Annotated in this window: 16 protein-coding genes; 1 reads left to right on the top strand and 15 read right to left on the bottom strand. The window is 39.9% G+C overall.

Going from position 1 to position 22,759, the window contains the following annotated elements; genetic code table 11:
* Positions 1-86: 86 nt before the first annotated feature.
* The 3 genes from SD427_RS12120 to SD427_RS12130 are packed head-to-tail and all read right to left on the bottom strand — an operon-like array spanning position 87 to position 2,617.
* Positions 87-587: a hypothetical protein gene (locus tag SD427_RS12120; RefSeq protein WP_320558061.1), complete on the bottom strand. Its 501-nt coding sequence runs from the start codon at positions 585-587 to the stop codon at positions 87-89.
* A gap of 3 nt (positions 588-590) precedes the next feature.
* Positions 591-1,598, bottom strand: a complete 1,008-nt coding sequence (locus tag SD427_RS12125) for an RHS repeat-associated core domain-containing protein (protein ID WP_320558062.1) — start codon at positions 1,596-1,598, stop codon at positions 591-593.
* Entirely contained in the window at positions 1,595-2,617 is a 1,023-nt protein-coding gene (locus tag SD427_RS12130) for a hypothetical protein (protein WP_320558063.1), read from the bottom strand. The genes SD427_RS12125 and SD427_RS12130 overlap by 4 nt, the downstream gene beginning before the upstream one ends.
* 109 nt (positions 2,618-2,726) lie before the next feature.
* Between SD427_RS12130 and SD427_RS12135 the strand changes: the two genes are divergently transcribed.
* Complete coding sequence (locus tag SD427_RS12135; RefSeq protein ID WP_320558064.1) at positions 2,727-2,873, top strand: hypothetical protein; 147 nt, start codon at positions 2,727-2,729, stop codon at positions 2,871-2,873.
* 649 nt (positions 2,874-3,522) lie between these two features.
* Here the strand turns inward: SD427_RS12135 and SD427_RS12140 are convergent.
* The 12 genes from SD427_RS12140 to SD427_RS12195 form a co-directional block, all read right to left on the bottom strand.
* The gene (locus tag SD427_RS12140; protein ID WP_320558065.1) at positions 3,523-4,695 is read right to left on the bottom strand and encodes an RHS repeat-associated core domain-containing protein; all 1,173 of its coding nucleotides are present in this window, start codon (positions 4,693-4,695) and stop codon (positions 3,523-3,525) included.
* Between the two features lie 246 nt (positions 4,696-4,941).
* Positions 4,942-5,415: a hypothetical protein gene (locus tag SD427_RS12145; protein WP_320558066.1), complete on the bottom strand. Its 474-nt coding sequence runs from the start codon at positions 5,413-5,415 to the stop codon at positions 4,942-4,944.
* Positions 5,416-5,422: 7 nt separating this feature from the next.
* Positions 5,423-9,046, bottom strand: coding sequence for a DUF6443 domain-containing protein (locus SD427_RS12150; RefSeq protein WP_320558067.1), 3,624 nt, complete (start codon positions 9,044-9,046; stop codon positions 5,423-5,425).
* A 2-nt stretch (positions 9,047-9,048) separates the two neighbouring features.
* Positions 9,049-12,648 (bottom strand): hypothetical protein, encoded by a 3,600-nt coding sequence (locus tag SD427_RS12155; RefSeq protein WP_320558068.1) that lies wholly within the window; start codon positions 12,646-12,648, stop codon positions 9,049-9,051.
* Positions 12,649-12,655: 7 nt separating this feature from the next.
* Positions 12,656-14,215: a T9SS type A sorting domain-containing protein gene (locus SD427_RS12160; protein WP_320558069.1), complete on the bottom strand. Its 1,560-nt coding sequence runs from the start codon at positions 14,213-14,215 to the stop codon at positions 12,656-12,658.
* Between the two features lie 474 nt (positions 14,216-14,689).
* Positions 14,690-15,376 (bottom strand): hypothetical protein, encoded by a 687-nt coding sequence (locus SD427_RS12165; RefSeq protein ID WP_320558070.1) that lies wholly within the window; start codon positions 15,374-15,376, stop codon positions 14,690-14,692.
* Positions 15,373-15,861 carry a DNA-deoxyinosine glycosylase gene (locus tag SD427_RS12170; RefSeq protein WP_320561043.1) on the bottom strand — a complete coding sequence of 163 codons (489 nt, stop codon included), beginning with the start codon at positions 15,859-15,861 and terminating at the stop codon, positions 15,373-15,375. Before SD427_RS12170 ends, SD427_RS12165 begins: the two co-directional genes overlap by 4 nt.
* Positions 15,862-16,011: 150 nt before the next feature.
* Complete coding sequence (locus tag SD427_RS12175) at positions 16,012-18,006, bottom strand: S9 family peptidase (RefSeq protein ID WP_320558071.1); 1,995 nt, start codon at positions 18,004-18,006, stop codon at positions 16,012-16,014.
* A gap of 258 nt (positions 18,007-18,264) precedes the next feature.
* Positions 18,265-18,609: a phage holin family protein gene (locus SD427_RS12180; protein WP_320558072.1), complete on the bottom strand. Its 345-nt coding sequence runs from the start codon at positions 18,607-18,609 to the stop codon at positions 18,265-18,267.
* Between the two features lie 83 nt (positions 18,610-18,692).
* Positions 18,693-19,115 carry a PaaI family thioesterase gene (locus SD427_RS12185; RefSeq protein ID WP_320558073.1) on the bottom strand — a complete coding sequence of 141 codons (423 nt, stop codon included), beginning with the start codon at positions 19,113-19,115 and terminating at the stop codon, positions 18,693-18,695.
* A gap of 275 nt (positions 19,116-19,390) precedes the next feature.
* A complete protein-coding gene (locus SD427_RS12190; protein ID WP_320558074.1) occupies positions 19,391-21,511 on the bottom strand; it encodes a DNA topoisomerase 3 in 2,121 nt (706 codons plus the stop codon).
* Positions 21,512-21,618: 107 nt separating this feature from the next.
* Positions 21,619-22,644 carry a pirin family protein gene (locus SD427_RS12195; protein WP_320558075.1) on the bottom strand — a complete coding sequence of 342 codons (1,026 nt, stop codon included), beginning with the start codon at positions 22,642-22,644 and terminating at the stop codon, positions 21,619-21,621.
* Between the last annotated feature and the right edge of the window lie 115 nt (positions 22,645-22,759).

Raw genomic sequence — 22,759 nt, forward strand, 5'->3', positions numbered from 1 at the left:
AGCAAGTACCACAACAGCTCCAATTGTACCTAAAGACCCTAGAGCTCGTGGACAACCTTAACCAACAGTAACATTTTTATCTATTATTAGTATTCAAGTTTAGTTTCACTCCAAGAAGGTTTAATTATAGTAATCTCAATATTTTCATATATTCTGTTTAAAGTTGAATATTCAAAAAGTATTATAGTACTTTTTCTTTTAGAACTACTTAAAAAGTATGAAATGAAAATTAAATAAAGTCTAGTTCTTTCACTCAATGCTTCTAAAGACAGCAATAAACAATCATAATGTAAATTTTCAGAAATTGATAAAAGTATTTTTTGTTTTACAGATAATTTACGGATTAGAACATCTTTATGATTTTCATAAAAATATAATAAGTCCTTATCTAAATTATATTTATGGACATATTCATTCAGTTTTAGATGACCGTATAATTCAACATCTAAAAAAAAACCATCTACTATAGGAGAAATACTATTAAATAAATTTAAATCTATACAATCATTTATATATTCGGCTATATCATTTTCTGATGGCAGATTGATCTTGTAGCAATTCTCTTTTTTTATAATAAATTTCCTCATCTCTTAATCTGTATTTACCGTAAATTTATATGTTTTTGACTTAGGAGTTTTATTATCCCAACTTCCAGTTTTTAAAAACTCATTTACATATTTTGAACTTCCTGTTTCCGCTTGATATTCTAACGCAGCAGCCATTCTATGATTACCTTCACTAATATAATATACACCTTCTGAATAATAGCCACCAATTGTATAATCTGATACATTAAAACCATCTTTAGATTTCATTTTATCTAAAATTTCTCCCACAGGCGTCTCACTTCTTAATCCAGATTGTAAACTTTTTATATTTTGAGATTCAGCTAATCCTTCAACTTTTGCTACATTAGAAAATATCGAAGATTCAGTTTCAACTGCCCCAGCCACTTTTATTCCTTTTCCAGCTCCTGCAATCCTTCCAGCACCCTCTGCTGCAAGTACTGCTAAGCCTTGTGCACCTAATGCACCTAATGCTTTTCCATCTCCTTTAACTGCTTTGAATGCATTTTTAACCATATCTGTAGTACCCATATGGGTTAGATTGGTTATTTTATCCACAGCAGAATTATACCTGCCTGCCTTTGCATCATTTACAGCTCCTCCTATTACTGTCCCAATTGTTTTTCCTGGTCTAGCTGCTAACTGAATACCACCCAAAACCATATTTTTTGATTCCGTTTTAAAGTTCCCCCAGGCATCATTCCAATATTTACAACATCTTTCCGCTTCTCTTCCATCCGGATCCACAAACATGATTGGATTATCTAATGCATAAGTATAGGTAGAAAACCTTCTTGATTTTTCAGCAAGGTCATCTACCACGCCCCATCGTCCGATATCCGGCATATAGAACCTGGCTCCGTAATCATACATCCCGCTTTCCTGCAGTTCCTTTCCGTTGTACTTGTAATTCTTGTATGAACTTATCCCAAAGAAGGAGTTTCCGCCTTTCAGGTGGTTCATCCCAAACGGGTAATAATCATTCGCATCTGTAATCTCAAGAGCGCCTGCGTTGTTTCTTGCAAAACTCACTCTGCATTTCCCAAGTGGTCTTTATACTGGTAAATATACTGATCTTTTTGGTAATCGTAAAACCCTTCTGCAGTAGGAAAAAACTGGAGATCAGCGTTTTTAAGGCTCATGGGTGTTAAGGCAACAGGCTCATCTATGGAATACGCCTGCCTTTCAAGCGCTCTTCCTGTTTCCAGATTCCCCATTAAAGATTCAGATCCTCCGCCTCCGCCAAGAGGAGTGGCAGGCGGCCTGGACAGGTACTGGAATCCATCCAGATAATCTGTGGTTATAATATTGGTGATATCACCCATTAATCCTCCAATTGTAGTTTTGTTTATCTTACTGAGTTTTGATCCGTCTGCCCTGTATTTGGTATCAAGAACAACAGATTCATTACTGATCTTGCTGTATTCTAAATGTTTGGGAAGGTTCAGATAATTATATTGTATTGACCCAATCCCTTTATCCGGCATATCGGTCATATTCCCGTTCAGGTCATAGTGGATGTCCTGCCCGCTGCCTTCATAGCCTGTGTAGTTGTCAGCAGAATCATGAATATTCGTCAGCTTATTGCTCTTGTTTCCTGATGCATAAACATATTCCAGGTCATCAATCTTGGTAGGGATGGTACTGCCGTATTCCATTACCGAAGTCCTGTAGAGACTGGTAATATTCCCGTTCAGGTCATAACCTAAGGACTCGGTATTTTCATTACTGTTCGGATTATTTGGGTTCTGGTAGTAGCCTGCCGTTAAGCGGTTCAGCCGATCATAAACGTAGCCATATCTCTTCGGAGTCAGTGATGGATTATTGCCTATATTTTCTACACTTCTCCAGTCTACTTCCGCAATATTCCCATTGTATTTCAGTACTACATCCTTCCCGGAAAAAAGTACCGGATCGGGATTCGTCAGGCCTTCTTTCTCGTTGTATCTGATCCTGTAAGAGAACAGCCTGCCGCCCAGATAGGGAAGTTGCATCTGGTCTTTGTTGATGTACGTCATCCAGCCCCGGATGTTGCACTGATAATCAATCATTAAACCTGAAAAAAGTAAATAATGAACAATTATTTGTTATTACAGATATGAGCGAGACGCTCGCACCAGCGGGGGTTATTATTGCCCACGGATTACAAATCCACGAGATATGGTGCCATTTGATTTCTTCGAGTTCATTAATCCTCACAAAAACCTGTATTGGAACTTCAGCCACGTTGGAGAGAAGCATTTTCCGATACTCGATAAACTGGCACAAGGTTTTCTTGAACTCGTTGATAAGCAGTTTGAAAAGTAAAATCAAGAAAGCCAACTCTACCGAGTTGGCTTTCTTGTTTATTTAATCTTTAATAAGTGGAAGAAAATAGAAATAAAATATGAATACCAATAATAGCAAACAAAGTATTATCTCCCAAAAAATTTTCTTTTTAGAAAAAAATTGTGTGAAAATATAAACAGATATAATAAGTCCCAATACATTCATCGGAAAACAAAAGAATAAATATATTTTCTTCGCAGTATTACTATATGTATAAATTACTCCAAAAATTTCTATCAATAAATAAATAATAAAATTGATAGTAAATATTACTAGTGGAATAAAACACATTTTAGATATTTTTATTTTTTCCATCTTACTCTTTTATTCAATAGTTTTAATTTTTACTTTAGATAAACCCCTTTTAAAAAAAAGAAATAGAATAATATTAAAAGTAATGGCAAACAAAGTACAGAATAAAGTAATTTCCCTTTATTGATTGTATTTTTTATAATAACAGCAAACGATATTAATATTCCTATTATATTCAAAGGAAATAAAACGAAAAAACTTATTTTTTTATTAAATGACGAATATGGCTTAATCAATTCCAATACATCTATAAAGATAAACGCACAAAAATTTAATAAAAAAATTATAAACGATAAAATTGCTAAGTTTCTAATATTTATTTTTTCCATCCTACTCTGTTATAATTATATCCGTTAGTAATTGCTCTTTGGTCTGATGCCGTATCAGGTCCTTGACGAGAAATATATTTACTACTAGCATTAGCACCACTTTTCAATACATCCAAAGGAGCTCCAATCATTTGGAAAGCTTTTCCTGTCATAAAATTTCCAGCATCATAGACATTGTATAATGTATTGCTCCCTTCAAATTTTATAAAACCTCCTGCTCCGTCTGGAGGAGCAGAGCCACCACCTTGAATAGGATTATATGCATTATCTGTTTTTTGAGTTAAAGCGGACATATCTCCTGCAAAATCAAACTCTCCGTGACCTAAAGAACCCATATACATCATCCAAGGTGTCATAAAAAACGATTGTTCTCCAAAAGCCTGAAGATATCTGGCTGTACCATTTATATCGCCAATTCCTAATTTGTTAAAACTGTCCGCCATATCTTGTGCCGAATATGGTGTAAATAGCCTGACTTCTGCATCCTGCACTTCATAATCTGTCATTGTTCCGGCATAATCAACAAGCGCTTGTAATTGGTCTTGGTCAGCTGCGGAATCATTTGTATTTAACTGATTGCCTTGTTCATCCACCACAACGTGCGGTCCTTCCTGAGGAGTAATAGATTGAACGTAACCTTGTGCATTAACTTTAATAATATCCTCATTTGCCCTTCCATCAGGGTCTATGAATCTAATTGGGTTATTATAGGCATAATTGTAAGGACTCCATCTTCTTGAAGTTTCCGCCAGCGGATCAACCGTTCCCCATCTACCAATATCCGGCATATACATTCTCGCCCCATAGTCATACATTCCGGTCTCTTGAAGCTCCTTTCCATTGTACTTGTAATTCTTATAAGCCGATGGGCTGAAGAAAGAGTTCCCGCTTTTCAGATGGTTCATCCCAAACGGATAATAATCATTCGCATCCGTAATTTCAAGAGCACCTGCGCTGTTTCTTCCGAAACTAATCCTTGTGTTTCCTAAATGGTCTTTGTACTGGTAAATATACTGATCTTTTTTGTAATCGTAATAGCCTTCTGCCGTTGGGAAAAACTGAAGGTCACTGTTCTTGGATGACAGTGTGGCTGAAGCCGCCATAGGTTCCACAGAAAATGCCTGCCTTTCAAGCGCCCTGCCTGTTTCCAGATTGGCCATTAAAGATTCAGATCCGCCGCCACTGCCAAGAGAAGTGGCAGGCGGCCTGGACAGGTACTGGAACCCATCCAGGCCTTTGATTTCTTCGAGTTCCTAAACCCATCCAAAAACCTGTACCGGAACTTCTACCATCTTCAAGAAGAACACCTTTCTATCCTCGATGAACTAGCGCAAGGTTTCCTTGACCTCGTAGACAAGCAGTTTGAAAATTAATAATAAAGCCACTCAATTGAGTGGCTTTATTATTTATCTCTGAGTTTTCCCTGTCCCATCAGTAGCATAACCTTCTAAGATATTTATGCTTAAAAAAGAAGCATCATTATTTATATCGGAAAATTTTTCAGCATTTTCTTTATAAATGATAGGTTTATATTTTTCTTTATTTGATATGTAATCCTCAAACAAATACTTTTTATTTATAGGATTAGAAGATTTATAATCGTAGTTGGATTCTTTACTCAATAAAATAAGATGTGGTAATTTATCACTATAATATACCGTAAGATAACCAAGGTTTGAGGTCTCTATATAACCATCTTTTGGTTTTGTAATCCCATAATATTTACCCGGAATCAGATAACAAGTTCCTCCATATCTTTTCCACATCGTAATATATTGTCCATTAGTTGCTTTGAAAATAGAACGACTTTGATCATACCAAACAAATAAAGCTCCTAAAACTGCAATCAATATAACGAAGACTTTCAGTATTTTTTTCATAATTAAATTATTTGGGTCCACGTAATGGATTTGAGGATTGGGACTTGTAAACTGCGGCACGCCTACTATCATAATTTTTATGTCCGAGAGTATGACCTATTTTTTGAGCCATTTGGGTGGTCTGTCCTTCAGTAGCAAAAGTACCTTGTTGCTTGCTTTGGAGAGCATCAAATCCTAATCTTGCGGTTCCCCAGGTTAAACCATTATTTCCAGCAATATAACCTGCTCCAAAATTTCCAATATCTCGTGCTGAAGCGATAACAGAAACGTTATTAGTCTTATCTCCAGTATCTACTGAAAACAAAACACCACGATAGCTATACTGTTGCACGGTCATTCCTTCAGGTCTTTGATCGGTTCCTCCAGCTTCTCCATTAGGACCATTGGTTTTAAAATCATATTGTTCATTACTTTTACCGTTCGCCATATATTTAATAATATTAGGCTCATTAGCACCCATCAGATCATTAAGGAAATCATTGCCACTTAAATCACCTGGACTAATTACAGCACCTACAACAGCTTGGTTATCGTCTCCCATAAAAGAGCGAGGGGTTAAAGAGTTAGCAAGATGGTCTGAAGTTTCTACATCATAATTGCCTTTCGCATCTGCTACATAAATTCCATTATTCCCATCATCTTTAGCACTTACGACAGTATATGTACCATTTTCATTTAATTTTACACCTGTGCTTTCAACTCCACGACCATCCGGATCGATGAATCGTATTGGATTGTTTACGGCATAATTGTAAGTAGAGTGTCTGCGGTATTGTTCCGCCAGTGGATCCACCACACCCCATCTACCGATATCCGGCATATAAAACCTGGCTCCGTAATCATACATCCCGCTTTCCTGCAACTCCTTTCCGTTGTACTTGTAATTCTTGTATAAACTTATCCCAAAGAAAGAGTTCCCGCTTTTCAGGTGGTTCATCCCGAATGGGTAATAATCATTGGCATCTGTAATCTCAAGAGCGCCTGCGCTGTTTCTTCCAAAACTAATCCTTGTGTTTCCTAAATGGTCTTTATACTGGTAAATATACTGATCTTTTTTATAATCGTAAAACCCTTCTGCCGTTGGGAAAAACTGAAGGTCAGTGTTTTTAAGGCTCATGGGTGTTAAGGCAACAGGATCATCTATGGAATACGCCTGCCTTTCAAGCGCCCTGCCTGTTTCCAGATTGGCCATTAAAGATTCAGATCCGCCGCCTCCGCCTGTACTGGGAGGTGAACCCAAATACTGAAAGCCATCCAGATAATCTGAGATTCTGGTAGTGATGACATATCCTGTAATACCAACCACAGTCGTTGCATTGGTTTTGCTGACTTTTACGCCGTCTGCCCTGTATTTTGTATCAAGAACAACAGATTCATTACTGATCTTATTGTATTCTAAATGTTTAGGAAGGTTCAGGTAATTATATTGTATTGACCCAATCCCTTTATCCGGCATATCGGTCATATTTCCGTTCAGGTCATAGTGAATTTCCTGCCCGCCGCCTTCATAGCCTGTGTAGTTGTCAGCAGAATCATGAATGTTCGTCAGCTTATTGCTCTTGTTTCCTGATGCATAAACATATTCCAGGTCATCAATCTTGGTAGGGATGGTACTGCCGTATTCCATTACCGAAGTCCTGTAGAGACTGGTAATATTCCCGTTCAGGTCATAACCTAAGGACTCGGTATTTTCCTTGCTGTTCGGATTATTTGGGTTCTGGTAGTAGCCTGCCGTCAGCCGGTTCAGCCGGTCATAAACGTAGCCATATCTCTTCGGAGTCAGTGATGGATTATTGCCTGTATTTTCTACACTTCTCCAGTCCACTTCCGCAATATTCCCATTATATTTCGGCACTACATCCTTACCGGAAAAAAGTACCGGATCGGGATTCGTCAGGCCCTCTTTTTCATTGTATTTGATCCTGTAAGAAAACAGCCTTCCGCCCAGATCAGCAAGCGGCATCTGGTCTTTGTTGATATGTGTCATCCAGCCCCGGATGTTGTAGGTATAATCAATACTCTGAAGATTATTTCCTACTTTTTTATTGGAAAGCTGGGATAATTCATTATAGGTATTATCTGCTAAAATAACTTCAGGCTTGTCATCTACCTTGTGGTAATGCTGCAACAAGCGGTTCTGATGGTCATAGACAAAGCCTTCGGTTACTGATACCCCTACTTCACCCTGTTTGCTTAAATGATAGGTATTGACCCTCTGGGCTACCCCTGCAAAGTCCAATAAAGATTCTGTCTTTGTATAGCCCCCCAGATGGTTAATGGAATAAGATCCTATCGCCCTTCCTTTTTTATCGTAATACGTATAGTTCTTCGTCCAGTTGTCATCCTCAATATTTTTTACCAAGCTCATCACAGGAAGGCCTTTGGTGCTTCTCCCGTCTGCTGCCGGATTGTCCGTTAAGGTCGGCTGACCGATAATATCCGCCGGGAAAGTGGGACTGAAGTCATATGGAGGATACTTATCATAATAGTTTACAGTAAGGATCTTGTCAAAAACAGTTGGTGCAGCCGTTTTGCCATGATATATTGTGATGCCGCTGTGCTGAAATGACCCTTCTGTCTCAGTATTGCTTCCGAATACAGCTTCAACATGGCCTTGTATCGCATTTCTGGCGCCTCCGTCAATAACAATTCCCGTATATAATACTCTGCTGAATTTATCATGTTTGTTAAATAACCATTTATTTTGCGCTCTCAGATTAGCATCCTGGCTCATAATCAATCTATCCGCTGTATCGTAGATCATATATTCCCAGCCTTTCCCGGGAAGTTTCTTCTCCACCAATCTGCCCCTGCCGTCATATTTGTACTGGTAGCAGAGATCAGTGAGCACCGTATTGGGGTCTGCAGCAGCAGCTGCTTTGGGAGGAATGACAAAAGCCAGCTGGTTGTATTCGTTATACACATAATACGTATCTGCATTTTCACTGGCACTTAAAACTTTTCTAACCAATACAACCTGCCCCTGCCCGTTTTTAAACTCAACAGTTACATTATTATCTTCATCCGTGACTGTATTTTTATACAGCTGCGCATTCCCGTAATTAGCTGACTGGCTCATAACAGAGCTCGTAGCCCCATCAACCCAGGTGGTAACCGTAGTGTATTTTTTAACGGCATCACCGGTAGTATTGGCATCATAGCCAAACTGCACAGGCTTGTCACTCCACGCAGTTCCCACCTGCTTCTGCTGAAGGATACGGTCAAGGGGTGAGCTTTCAAGTACCTTTTCAGCATAGATCTTTTCGGAGCCATACAATGCAGGCTGCGTGGCATTGCTTAAGGGGAAAGTATAAATAGCCCCGTTCTGCGTCCCCTGCTGGGGAACGGACAAAAAATCAAAAACCTGTCTGCCGAAGCCATCATATTCTATATGCGTTACCACATCTTTTCCGGTTGGGGAAGCCTTTACATTTACCACCTGCTTGGGCCTTCCCAATCCATCAAAGTACTGGACCGTTTCCACCTGCCGCGCTGTTGAGCTTGAAGCCGTAACAGGCTCTAAATAAGTCCGGCTCTGTATATAGTTTTCTGTACTGCTTGGCCCTGTGGTCTGGCCATATCCCAAACCCGATACCAGCAAAGCACCGATTGGTATTAATATCTTTTTCATGGTTAGTGTTTGTAATTGTATTTAAATTCTTTTAGAAGTTTGCCTGTCTGATCATTTTCCCTGATTTCCATCAGCCTTCTCGCATTATCATAAATATAAACCTCTCGTATTCCTGAAGGGGGCGTGATGCTTCTTACGCCAATCAACGGATCGTAAGAATAGGTGGTCACCTGGTAATTCGATAAGCTTGCATCTTTCCTAAAATTGTCCAGTGCCTGTAGAAGTGATGTCTCATCATTATTAGGAGTTGCAGAAGCATCGGTATCAGAAGCACTCACAATAATATTAATGAGTGACTGCGGGATATCGGAAAGTTTGGCTCCTGCTATTTTAGCGATAGGCTGGGTCTGGTTGTAGCCCCAGACAATGGTTACCGGAATGCCGTCTTTGGCCGTGTACTGCACAATATTGCCTTTCTCGTCGTACTTATCATACGTAACATCCGTGGACATCACTCCTGTAAGCTGGTCCGAGGATTTTAAAGACAAAGGAAGCAAAAGGCTGCCGGCTTGGGCTGTCGGATAATTGTTCTGGTCCGGGTAAACCACTTCGGTCTTTGAAACTGTTTTACCAGCATCATTTTCATTCTGCTTTTTGATTGTCGTAGTCTCCAATGGAATACCAATCATATTAGCTGTGATTAGTTTTTGGTTATTCTTTTCGTGGGCATATTGATATGTATTTTCTGTGATACTATTATCCGGAAATGTTGCTAACTTTCTCGCAAGAAGATATTTATTATTATAAATATTACTAACTTTTGACTCTATATAATTATTTGATCCAGCAGGAAAGTATTCTCTGGTAACTGTACTATCTAATAATGACTTATATAAATTAATCGAATAATTATGGACAATTCCTCCGAATAACTCATAATAATAACTGCCAACCCCATTAGGATTAATACCATGATATTCAGTTACATAATTTGTAACAGGATCTAAAATAGAAGCAGAAATAAAATAAGTATTTAGGGTATTGGGATAGTTAAAACTATAATTAAATATGGACTCTCTTATTTTATTACTATTATTATCATAAACTATTTGTTTTGTAAGATCTCCATCTCCAATAAGCAAAGATGCACCTCTTACCGCCATATTAATACATGACTGATTATAATTATTTATAAAATGATTTTCTGTTTTCCCTTTTCCAATAATTTGTTCTGTTACTTTAGAGTAACCAACATGAGTGCCCTGTGGTAGAGTTGATGCGCCCTGAGACTGCGTTGCCTCATAAACAGATATTTTAAATGGTTTCGAATTCGAGTTTGACGGTGTTGTAGTGCAATTAGGTCTCGGGATTATACGAGTCATATTAGGATTATAAACCAGAACTTCAAAACATCTGTTTTGGATTTCAAAAAACTTAGGAAGTTCAGCGAGATTTCCATTAGAGGTAATTTTTGTACCCCCATCTGTAGATTCATCATAGATATAATTTGTAATTATCGAATTTGCACCTGGTTTTTCAGTAGATTTTATGCTTTTTATTCTTACTCCACCTCCTGAACTATAATTGTGCTCTATTCCATTAATGATACTTTTTTCTTCATTATATTTTATAGTACAGGAATTTAGTATTGCAGTGCTTCCCCCTGTATATAAATTATTATAATTAAAATCATTATTGTATGACATTCCTACTTCATACGTGCCACCCTGTAGAATAATATTATCAATAAAGAAAATATTTTGGTATGATCCAAGATTTGTATTATATATCTTTTTAACAATTTGACCGGTAGATTTATTCTTTATATAAGCCCAAAAATAATTAGTAGAATTATTATTTGCACTAGACAAATAATAAAACCCAAAACGAGCAGTAATGTTAACCTTTATATTATTTCCGGTTATTGTAAATTCTGTTGCATTGTTATTGTGTACAATGTTCCCATTTATATTATTAATAGAATAATTAGCTCCTTTCTCTATTCTGGTATTATCATTTATTAATGATTGTAGGGGAAAATTAGAATATGTATTGGGTTCATATTCATATTCTGTCTTACCACCTGTAGGATATGTTACTGATGTTAATAATCCAGCCAGAGAGTACATCGATGCTCGTCTGTCCGACAAATAATGCTTACCATCTGAGGAGTAATTTTTATAAATTCTAAAATGACCATCACTATATTCAGCACTAACCGCTGTTGCTTCATACCAGTAATTAGATGCATCCTTTTGAAATGAGGTAACATTAAAAGGAGTTTCTCCTTTGATATATTTATCAGGATCAGGAATAAAAGTATCACTATTATTCTGACCATTAAAATAGCCCCAAAAGTCAGATGAAAAACTTAGTTTATTAGGAAGATTGTGATTTACATTATATCCAAAAGAGTAATTTTCATTTGTAATTGGATTTAGGATACTCATTAACTTTAATCTGTGTGTAAAGATTTTATTACTTGTGGCACCCAGCCATGCAGCAATTGAATTTGTATCTAAATTATCCGTTGCTACAAAATAATCATAATTGAAATTATATTCCTTAATGAGTTTTTGGTTATTGAAAATCTTAATTGATGATAATTTCTTAGAATTATAAACATCTTCCCTGTCAGACCATATGAAAATCACAGAACCATTGGCGAAATTTATTTTTTCAAGATAACTTTCTTCTACAGATTGTTTACTATAATCTGTTAACCCGTTTTGAATCTGATAATTTTGGCTCATGCCTGGCGCATAAGTAAAATCTGTTCTTGTATTTTTAGCGCCTGACAGCTTATAATTACTAATATTATTGGAATATGTAAAGCTGATTGAATTACCTTTTATATCGTCTATATTAGATAGACGCTTTGAAAGTCCAGATATAGAATTCCAACCCGGCATTGGTATTGTGATCTCATTTTTAAGGAAAGTATATTTTATCCCTTTTTCGTCAATAACTTCAAAATTATAACTTGCATTAGAGCTTGGATATCCTATCAATTTAAAATCAATATTAGGTTGTTCAGCTATTGCAAATTTAAGAGGTCCGTTTGGTTTTATTGTTTTTTCCATATCCAGATAAGCTTTGTAGGATTTACCTGGTATATTGATCAAAAATAAATCCGGTTGAAAATCCCAACCTGTATAAACAGCTCCATTCTGTTTTATAGTCATAAAACTATCAGAATAATAAGCATTAGTTTGAGTACTGCTATTCCACGGAACAGTTGGACAATTTGATACGCTTCCAATTAAACTACCAAAACTTTTTGGATAAATATTATAATACCCATCAGTACTAAAATCATTAGCACCCGCCATGATTTGGGATACACTGCCTCCTGCATTAAGTGACCAGCCCAAACCTATTGACGAAGCTTCATCATTTACCTTTATACCCCCACCATGATATGAAATAGAAATAGGAACCTCAATATCTCCTTCTTTGATTGTATACAATGGAATATTTATATCCGGGACGCCTGTGTATAATGAAACGGGGGTCTCCGTATATCTGAATAATGCTGCAGCATCCGGAGATTTAGGAGCAATGCTATTAACGCTATTTTGTATATAGCCTCCTGGATTTATTTGGCACTTTATTGATATAGCAAATAATACTAATAAAGTTGATAAAATATTTTTTCTCATTGTTATTTTATTTTTTAATCAGTTTAGCACTCGCCGTTTTTCCCTCAGCCGTTTTTACACTCACTAAATAAGCCCCCTGAATCAGCGGCTGCGTATTGATCTTGGTCACTTTGTTCTTCGTTTTCACATTTTGAAGCTGTCTTCCGCCCATATCATATAATGTGATATCCGCTTCCTTAAAATCAAATCCAATTTCTACATATGCATAATCACTTACCGGGTTCGGGTAGATCTTAATATCCTGCTTTTCGATCAATTGGTCAATCTGTTTATCCCCAAGCTTTACAATCTTCCAGTTCTCTTTCCCAAGTTCCTCAGCACTGGTGCCGGCCAGGATAATCGAGCCGTCGCGGTTAAGCTTTAAATCTGACAGTCGCTCTTCCCGCTGCCTCTTTTCTCCCTTCACATGCTTTCGCCACTGCTCATTCCCGTTCTGGTCCAGACACAGCATCCAGAACGTCTCATCATCCGTTTCGATCCTTTGCTCAGCCTGGGTATAACCGCCCAATAAAATCCCGGTCGTAATGTCTTGGCTTTTGATTCTTGTATCTTGTGTCTTCGTAATCACACTCATTCCCATTAAAATATCCCGGTTCTTGAAACTGTACGACTTCTGCCAGATCTCTTCGCCTCTTTCATCTAGTGAAATGAGCCACAGATCCGTGCCTTCTTCGATGCCCGTCGTTTTATTCCCGGATCTTTCCGATCTCGATTCCCCGCCGATCAGAAAACCGGTTGAAGTCAGGGCCAGAGTCCTTGGGTGGTCATCGCCCTTGCCGCCGAAGTTCTTTTCCCATTCTACTTTGCCGTCTTTGTTAAGTTTGATGATCCAGTAATCGCCTTCGCCATAGTTCTCGGTTTTCTTTGATACTCCTGCAGCGCTTCGGGAATAGACGCCTAGTAAAGCCCCGCCGTCTTTGGTCGGGACCATTTTCTCCACTTCATCCAGGCCTTTCCCGCCTAAGATAAGCTGGGAGATTTCTTTTCCGTTTTTATCCAGCCTGATAATAAGGACATCTTTGGAGCCGTAGCCCTTGGCGGCATTCTGTACATTCCCGGCAACAAAGAATCCCAGATCCGTCGTCTGGATCACCGCCCTGGCTTCTTCATCGGAGGCTCCGCCGATGGTTTTCTGCCACAGTTCATCCCCGAATTCATTAATCCGGATCAGCCAGATATCCGAGCCGCCTTTGGAATCGTCTTTTTTATCAAAGCCTTTCGGGCTGTAGGAAGTGCCTGCCAGAAGAAAACCGCCCTCCTGGGTATTTACCGTAGCCGATAAAAAATCGTGGTTCTTCCCGGAGAAGTATTTTTCCCAGACTTCTTCGCCCTGCTGGTTTAATTTTATCAGGTGAAAATCGTATCCCTGGTTTTGCTTATTGTCCGAAGAAATTTTATCGGACCGGATGCTGCTCCCGGAAATTAAGTATTGCTGGTCAATGGTCGTGGTGACCTGCGATAGGAAATCCTGCGTGGAGGATTTGATATCCTTCTGCCAGAGTACTTCCTGGGCTGAAATGCCCAGAACCGCACACACGGTCAGTGCACTCATGTAGAGTTTTTTCATGTCCTTAGTATTTTAATTATTACTTTTTATAATTCCTGCAAAAATATGTTTTTTAATTCACCGTAAAAAGATGATACATATCAATTTTATGTGAATATGATCATGTTTAACCGTTGCCCTACTTCTGCTTCATTTCCCTGTAAACTTTCTGAAGCAAAGATATTCCTGCAATGCGACAAAACGTGTCGTGTTTTCCTGATATTTGAAATTTTCTAACCAAAATATGTCACTTAGAAACTTTTTTAAAGAAAACTGTTCCCGGTACCAATATGGTTACGGGTATTCAGTGTTTGCATTAGAATATTAACTTATTCATTTCTCGCCCTGCTTTTTATACAGCTTGCATCCAGCTGAATATAAGTAGGAAGGATCAAATTTATTTTATTATTTGTAAAAGAGAGATTCGGGTTAGGCATGAACGATGCAGCCACATCCTATTATCAATAACAATACGCAAGCGATCAACTTATTGCTTTAATTCTTTTTAAAACTTAATTGGTCCTGGTTGATTTTTATATCGAAATTCTGAGGTTCAACCGCCTCTAATGATATATCGATTTTAAAATTATTAGATTTTCCGGATGCCGATTTTAAGATAAATTTGTTTCCGAACTTTAGTTTATCGTATATTTCATGATAATCGAATAATAAGCAGAGCCCTACAAATGACAGGTCATCTTTAAAATCGGCAAAAACAACCTCTGCAGACATTCTTGGCTCCTTTAACTTCTGATTATTGAATTCCTTTATTAGATGGTGCGACAACCCGTCAGGTCCTTTATCAATAAAATCTGAAGTAAAAAACCTTCTTTTGGATTCTTCTTCAAACTGCTTCTTAACAGAAGGCATTTTTACGGAATATATATAATTGAAATTATTTTCTTTTAGGGAAAATCCGGTATTCCTGATTTCAAAATAATGCTGCAGGCTGTTTTTAAAATCCGTAATTACCGCAGATACTATTCTATTCTTCCCGGACCTGAAAGAAATATCATAGGAATGGTCTTGAGAATTGACAGCGTATTGAAAGTCCATTATTTCAGGCTGTTCTTTATTTCGCTTTATTTCATATTTATATTGAATGTAATAATCAAAATGGTATTCCTGAGAGAAGAGATTAGTAAAAGCAAAGATCAGAAACAATGGCATTAGTTTTTTCATAAATAGGTTTTAATCCTTCTCCATTCCTCCAGTTTCTTTTCAAAGGAAACGGTGTGAAGCGGACTGGTTGAAGGCAATAAAAATACAGGAATTTTAAAATGCTTTCCTAACATTTTCTGCGCATTTTTATAGGATTTTCCACCATTACAGAATATGGCCCCAATATTCGGGTATTTTTCAAGGAGCTCCGGGATCTGGTTGGCTTCTTCATTTTTAATCTCGGAATCCAGGCTTCCTTTCCGTTCACAGGAATCGATGACATCCCAGAGTGCAATATGGTGTTTTTTTAGCATCCTGATTTTTTCCCCGTAGTCTTCGGTAAAATCTTCATTGAGCAATTCAAAAATAATCTTCCAGAATTTATTCTGCGGATGACCGTAATATTGTTGCTTTTCCAATGATTTCACACCGGGAATGGAACCTAAAATTAAAATCCTGGAATTGCTGTCGACAATCGGCGGAAATGAAAATATTCTTTGGGTCATGGCATTGCTGATGTGGGATTCATCTAATTTCAAACAAAAAGCGGGCTAAAGCCCGCTTCTGTCTATGTTTTAAGTATATATTCAATCTATTTAACCACCCCGTCAAAAATTCTGAATGAATTTTTGCCCCTCCTCCGGAGTAGGAGAACTTTATAAAGTTTCTTTCAGCCAGCTGAAAAATTCACGCTGCCATACCAGGCCGTTCTGCGGATGCAGCACCCAGTGGTTTTCATTAGGGAAATAGACTAATTTTGATTTCAGGCCTCTTAATTTGGCTGCCTGAAAAGCTTCCTGGCCCTGCTCATAAGGAACCCTGAAATCAATACCGCCCTGAACGATCATGATCGGCCTGTTCCATCGATCAACAAAATTGCTCGGATTAAAATCGGTATAGGCTTTCGGCTGCGGTTGTTCCCACGGCGAGCCCAGGTCCCAGTTGGCAAACCAGAGCTCTTCTGTAGTCAGGTACCAGGATTTCATATCAAATAATCCGTCATGCGCGATAAAAGTTTTAAAACGGTTTTCATGAATACCCGCCAGCATGAATACACTGTATCCACCATAGCTTGCTCCTACTGCTGCCATTCTGTTTCCGTCAACATACGGTAAGGTTTTCGCAAAATCCGTTGCCGCCAGGTAATCCTTCATCGGCTGTCCGCCCCAGTCCCTTGAAATTTCTTCGTTCCATTTCGTTCCCCAGCCCGGCATTCCGCGGCGGTTGGGTGCCACTACAATATATCCGTTGGCTGCCATCAGGGCAAAGTTCCACCGTGTACTGAAGAACTGTGTCAGGGCAGACTGCGGGCCGCCCTGGCAGTATACCAGCGTCGGGTATTTCTTATTCGGATCGAAGTCCGGCGGATAATGGAACCAGACGCCCATTTCTTTTCCGTCTGAGGTTTTAACCATCTTCAGCTCAGATTTTCCCTGCGCCAGTTTTGAGTACATTTCTTTATTCACTTCCGTCACCTGCTTCATGTCTCCGTTTTTCACATTTACCGAAAAAAGGTCTGTTGCATGGTTAATGTCGGTACGGCCTACCAACAGCGTGTTTTTCTGATCGGCAAAAATTTCATTCACATCAAAATCGCCTTGGGTCACCTGCTGTACTTTGGCATTTTTGGGATCTAAAGAAAACAGCTGCTTGGTTCCTCTGAAAGCTGCCGTAAAATAAATGGTTTTGGAATCACCGGCCCAGAACACATCGCCCGAAACGCTGTCATCCCAGCCGGCGGTCAGGTTGCTTGTTTTACCGGATTTCCAATCCAGGATTTTGATATCGTTTTTATCCGCTTCATAGCCGTCTCTGGCCATGCTCTGCCAGATCAGCGATTTCCCGTCCGGACTGAATTTCGGGTTTACGTCATAGCCTTTATTGGTTTCCGTAAGATTTTTCGTGGTTCCTGATGCCAGGTCATACGCAAAAATATCTGTGTTGGTGCTGGTGGCGTATTCTTTACCGCTTTTCGGCTTGGTTACATACAGAAGCTGCGAAGAATCAGGGCTCCAGATGAAATCTTCGGCACCGCCGAATGGCCTTTGCGGAGCATCCCAGGTCTTTCCTTCCAGCAGGTCTTTTGCGGCATCTGCATTTTGAGAAGTATTGACTATGAAAACATGGTTGTACTTTCCTTCATTGAAGTAATCCCAATGCCTGTGGTTCAGGTCGGTATAAACCTGCGCGGTAGATTTCGGGATATCGGAATATTTGTCTTTGCCCATAAGCTTTTCCACCAGAACCTGCCTGCTGAAGGCTATTTTTTTACCGTCCGGAGAAACCACGATATTGTCTGCCTCGCCCAGGGTATAAAACTCGTTCCAGGTTTTCCCGCTGTCTCCGGAAAGTAAAATCTTGTCGCCTTCCTGTGCATAGATGCCGTTTTTGTCCCACTGGATCAATGATTTCTTGCCCAGATCTATTTTTACAGACTGGTTATTAATGACATTCAGGAAGTAGCTTTCGTTTTTTGTCTTTTCGGTTTTCAGATCGGTCTGTCCTATTTTATAAATCAGCGAAGACTGGTCAGGAGAAACGGCCTGTACGCCTACTTTTTTCAAAGTCCAGAGTATTTCGGGCGTCATGAGTTGTTGTGCATTCATTAAAAGCGGAGCTGCCAAAGCCAGCAGGCTGTACTTAAGTTTCATAATGTGGATATTCATTTTGTTCAGGACACAGCGCCATGTGAGAATGGAGATGTCCTTAATTAATTCAAAGAACGCCAAAGTTACTTATTTCTACCCTTAAATAATTAACAGGTTCATAAAATCTTTTTCAGGGAGCTGATTATTTAAACCTCACAGGTTTTGAAAACCTTTGAGGTTTAATGAGGATTTCAATACGCAAAAAAGAGCCAACCGGAATTGACTCTTTTTTATTTAATATTTGCCGGTTGGCATCTAAATTTAATCCTTGTCGCCAATCATTGAATTGGCAAGGGAAGTAATGATGGAAAGCAGAATACTGAAGATCAGTGCCCACCAGAATCCGTCCACCACCATACTGTCAATAAAATAATCGGCAATGAGAATGATGACAGCATTGATAACCAGTGTAAACAGGCCTAAAGTAATGATGGTCAGAGGCAGGCCGAAAAGGTTCAGTATCGGTTTTACAATCAGGTTGAGAATTCCCAGGACAATGGAAAAGATGATTGCCCCTCCGAATCCTGTAAAATGGACGCCCGGTAAGATCATGGTCAGCAGATAGGCGACAATCGCTGTAATAAGCAGCCGGATAATTAAGTTCATAAGTTGATTTTTTTTAATATTTACAAGGTATTGCTGTACAAAACATATTCCATTTACCGGAAGGTGTTTTACCCACAATACCGCTATTTTATTTTCATCATGGTTACCAGAGAAGTGGCCACATGGCTTTCTGAAGCCCCGTTTTCATCAACAGTATAAATTTCCGTCCTGACCACGCTTATTTTAGCACCGCCTTTTACAACGTAAGACTTTGAAATTAAGGCATCGCCTATAGCCGGCCTTAAATAATTCACTTTCATCTCTACCGTAACCACATAGCAGTCTTCTTCATAATGGCTTACTGCGGCGTATCCTGAAGAGACGTCTACCAGGGAAGCGATCATGGCACCGTTGAACATTCCGGCTTTCCGGGTCATCATTTCCATTTTCGGGATTTTAATCGAGATAAATCCGGTTTCCACTTCCAGCAATTCCGCTTTGTAGAACTGCAGGGTTTCGGAACGGCTGAAACTGCCGGTAATAAGTTGCTTTTTTTCGGGTGTCATTGTTTTTTGTTTACTGCAAATGTAGATACAAATTTTTACAAATGCTTTGATGGATCTAAGGGCGTGGCTTAAATTTATTTCAAAAAAAATAATTTTACGCAGATTACGGTGATCACACAGATTTTAAGGTGTACTTAAAGTGGTATGTGCAATTCCAAAAACTCTGAATATGGGACTTAAGCAAGATAAATAAAGGATAAAATACCGTTTCAATTGATGAACCATCAACGTACTGAATGGGTTCAGCATATTATTAGAAATATAAACACTTCAAATTAAGCCAGGGAAATACTAAAATCTTCACTTAAAGACAGAATACCTTCCGTCAGGCTTTCAGGATGCGAACTGAAGCCTTTCAGTTTTGAGGTTTTCCCCTTCAATACAAGATCCATCAGTTGCTTATCCGAAATCTTCTTGCCGAAGACTTCAAACATAACCTTAAAGCCGCAGTTCTTAAAATCAGAACACCCGACAGCCGTTTTCCCTTTGATGAGGTGGTGTGCTTTGCATTTCGGGCACCGTGTTTCTTCCCACGACTGCAGGTCTTTCTTTACTGCCGGTTCGCGTTTTTTCTTTTCGGTTTCCGGCTTTTCTTCCTGCAATGTGATTACTTTTCCTTTTCCGTATACTACTTTATCGGTGAGTTCCGTCACCATCCGGATCAGTTCTTCCTTAAACTGGTTGGCTTCATAATCGCCGCTTTCAATCCTGCGGAGCTTGGATTCCCATTCGCCGGTCAGTTCCGGGCTTTTCAGCAGTTCATCCTCAATGGTGTCAATCAGCTGGATGCCGGTCTGTGTGGCAATCAGGTTTTTCCGTTTCTTTTCAATGTACTTCCGCTTGAAAAGGGTTTCAATGATATTGGCACGGGTAGAAGGCCTCCCGATCCCGTTATTTTTAAGCATTTCTCGGAGCTCTTCATCTTCCACCTGCCTTCCGGCGGTTTCCATAGCCCTCAGCAGCGTGGCTTCCGTATACGGTTTCGGCGGTGATGTTTTTCCCTGGTGGATTATCGGATCGTGCGGCCCGGACTCTCCCACCGTAAATTCGGGAATGCTCTGTTCTTCTTCCTTGTCTTTTTCCTTATCGGCAGGCTCTTCTTTGGGTTCTTTGGCGTAGACTGCCCGCCAGCCCGGTTCCAGGATCTGCTTACCGCTCGTTTTGAACGGAATGATTCCTACTTTTCCTTCCACCAGGGTATTTGAGATTTTACACTCGGGATAAAATACGGCAATAAACCGCTTGGCTACCAGGTCGTAAATGAGTTTTTCTTCCCTGCTGAGATTCTGGGACGGCGCAACTTCAGTTGGGATAATGGCATGGTGATCGGTCACTTTCGCATCATCAAATACTGCCTTGGATTTTGGGACCGGTGCCTGCAACAATGGACTGATAAGTTCCTGATAGATGGTCATTTTTCTCAGGATCCCTTCTATTTTCGGATACAGGCTTTCTGATAAGTAGGTAGTGTCCACACGCGGATAGGTGACATGTTTTTTCTCGTACAGGCTCTGGATATAGTTTAAGGTATTCTCTGCGGAATAGCCGTATTTTTTATTGGCTTCCACCTGAAGTCCCGTCAGGTCAAACAACCTCGGATTTTTTTCTTTCCCTTCCTTGATTTCGAACGAAACGATCTCGAAAATATTTTCTTTCAGGTATTCCAGTCCTTTCTCTGCACGTTCACGGGTTTTCAAACGATCAATAGCCGCAGTGAACAGGACATCGCGGTACCGGGTTTTCAGTTCCCAATATTCTTCAATGGTGAAGACATCGATTTCCTTCTGACGCTGAACGAGCATGGCCAGCGTCGGGGTCTGCACCCTTCCGATCGAAAGGACCGCTTTATTGCCACCGAATTTTTTTGTAAACAGGCGGGTGGCATTGATGCCCAGCAGCCAGTCGCCTATGGCCCTTGCATTGCCTGCGAGGTACAGGTTTTTATAGTCTTCAGCAGGCTTTAAGTTTTCAAAGCCTTCTTTGATCGCTTCTTCCGTCAGGGACGAAATCCACAGGCGCTTCACCGGTTTGGTGCATTTTGCTTTCTGCAGTACCCACCGCTGGATCAGCTCCCCTTCCTGCCCGGCATCCCCGCAGTTGATCACCTCATCACATTCTTCCACCAGCCTTTCAATGACTTTGAACTGATTTTCAACCCCTTTGTTCGGAATGAGCTTGATTCCGAAATTCCCGGGAATGATCGGCAGCAGGAACAGGTTCCAAGATTTGAACTGCGGACCGTAATCATGCGGTTCTTTGAGCGTACAGAGATGCCCGAACGTCCAGGTCACGCAATAGCCGTTCCCTTCCATATAGCCCTGTTTGGGCATGGTGGCCCCCAATACTTTGGCAATATCTCTGGCAACACTGGGTTTTTCGGCAATACAAAGTTTCATGAAGGTTTCAGAATTTTAAAGATGGCAAAATTCGGGATTTTTTTTGGATTTTGCTAATTAATGAAAGTCAGTAAAATATATAATAAAGCAAGGCTGTTTCTAAAGTTTCATATCATCGGGATCTCCATCAGAAGCACCTCTGTGCCGTCTGATGTGGCTTTCATCTTCAGCTCCTCAATATCCAGGATACCGAATCCATCCCTTCTTTCCAGTTTCTCACCTTTCACTTCCAGGCTTCCTTCAATTACGAAAATATATATTCCGTTTCCTTTTTTCCTGATCTGATGACTGATTTCGGTGGCATCATCAAAGTTTCCCAGGTGGAACCAGGCATCCTGATGAATCCATATGCCTTCATCTTCAGGATCGGGAGAAAGGATCTGCAGAAACCGGTTTTTGCTCTTTGCTCTGTCGAGGGTGAGCTGGCCGTACCTCGGCGCAACATTCCTTTTCCGGGGATATACCCATATCTGTAAAAACCGGACGGTATCGCCCTCATCTTTACTGAACTCGCTGTGGGTGACCCCGGTTCCGGCACTCATTACCTGGATGTCGCCGCTCTTTATTTCGGTTCTGTTTCCAAGGTTATCTTCATGGATGAGCGTTCCCTGCAGCGCAATGCTGATGATCTCCATATTGTCATGGGGATGTATCCCGAACCCTCTTCCGGCTTCCACCGTATCATCGTTCAGCACCCGCAGAGTACCGAACCGGAGACGCCGGGGGTCATAATAATCCCCGAAACTGAAGGTTTTTTCGCTTACCAGCCATCCCAGGTCGGTCTTTCCTCTGGAACCGGAACGGTGAATCACCTGGTTTTCCGATTTTTCCGGCTTTCCGAAACAGCTTTCCACTTCGCTCCTAACGAGTCCGCTGCCGCCGCCATAATGTTCAATTACCTTAATGTTATGGTTAACTTGGCTGCAGAACTCTCTGATCCGGTTCTCAGCTGCCTCTTCCAGCCCGGAACTCAGCAGCACCAAATCGATCTGCCTTTCTTTAATCCGTTTATAGCAGTCATTCTCATTGCTGCAAAGGTCTGCTTTCCAGCCTTCATTTTTTTCGATGACCCTTTTTAAGATTTCGAGGATTTCCGGATTTTTTCCGATGACTAAAAACTGTAGTGATTTCATAAGTTTATTTTAAATTGTGAGGTTGTATAATAACCGGCTGTATAAGATTACAAATGCTTATTTCCCGTAATCTTCAGTTCATTCAGGTCCAACCGGTATTCATCTTTGAAGATCT

It is taken from the genome of Chryseobacterium sp. JJR-5R (assembly GCF_034047335.1).
Taxonomy (GTDB): domain Bacteria; phylum Bacteroidota; class Bacteroidia; order Flavobacteriales; family Weeksellaceae; genus Chryseobacterium.